Raw genomic sequence first — 1,159 nt, forward strand, 5'->3', positions numbered from 1 at the left:
TGGGCAGCCTGGACCGGATCGAGGCCTGGGTGCACATCCTCGGCATGGTCAACTCGGCGCCTGGCTTCGACCGTCAGCCGGCGGTCATCAACGGCTTCACCGACCTGATCCTCGAAGTCTTCGGCCCGCAGGTCGGCGCCCATGCGCGCAGCGCCGTTGGTATGGCCGAACTGCCGTTCGGCATCCCTGTGGAGATTGAAGGCGAAGTGCTGCTGCGACCGGCCTGACGCACTGCGAAGGACACCGCAGCCTCGGAGCCTGAGGTGTCCGTTCCGGAGCATGGGGCCAGTGGCTCTGCGGAGTCTTCAGAAGGATCCGCTGCCTCGCCGCGGCATCAGATTGACCATCAGGTCTTGGTCCGCAACACACTGAAAGCGGTCATCAGCGAGACGAGTCCTGCGCAAACAGGATGGCTGGAATTGGCCGAGCCTGTGTGAAAACCCCCTCACACCGCGCCTGACGGATCCGTAGAGTTGCTGGACATATCGAGCAGCGGAGCTCATATGTCGCGATTCATAGAAGGCCAGGATCGACAGCAGGTGACGCTGTTGCCAGAGTGTCTGGACGACTTCATCGGTGAGGACAACCCGGTGCGCGTCGTCGATGCATTCGTCGCGGAGTTGAACCTCGTTGAGCTTGGATTTGAGCGGACGGTTCCGGCACGCACGGGACGCCCGGCGTACGACCCGGCGGTGCTGCTGAAGCTCTACATCTACGGTTACCTGAATCGGGTTCAGAGTAGCCGACGCCTGGAGCACGAGTGCCAGCGCAACGTCGAGCTGATGTGGTTGACGGGCCGCCTGGCACCGGACTTCAAGACCATTGCCGACTTCAGGCGCGACAACGGCGCGGGCATCCGCAACGTCTGCCGCCGCTTCGTGGTCTTGTGCCGAGACCTCAAGCTGTTCGCCCAGGGTGTGGTGGCCATAGACGGCAGCAAGTTCAAGGCGGTCAACAGCCGCGACCGCAACTTCACGCCCGCCAAGATCGACAAGCGCAAGGAGCAGATTGAGGAGAGCATCCAGCGCTACATGTCGGCCCTGGACACCGCCGATCGCACCTTGCCGCTACTGGAGTTCGGCCCGCGGTATGCGCACCTCACGGACAAGATCAAGACCCTGCGCGAGCAGATGCGTCGCATGGACCAGATGAAGGAGCG

Annotated in this window: 2 protein-coding genes; both read left to right on the plus strand. The window is 62.9% G+C overall.

Going from position 1 to position 1,159, the window contains the following annotated elements; all coding sequences use genetic code 11:
* Window positions 1–227: RidA family protein (locus ACOVRJ_RS12290; RefSeq protein WP_422044134.1), on the plus strand; the 227-nt coding region annotated here is incomplete at its 5' end.
* Between the two features lie 276 nt (window positions 228–503).
* Window positions 504–1,159 (plus strand): transposase (locus ACOVRJ_RS12295; protein ID WP_422044135.1); only part of this gene is annotated, 656 nt, incomplete at its 3' end.

This window comes from Roseateles sp., assembly GCF_049240545.1.
GTDB lineage: Bacteria > Pseudomonadota > Gammaproteobacteria > Burkholderiales > Burkholderiaceae_C > Paucibacter_A.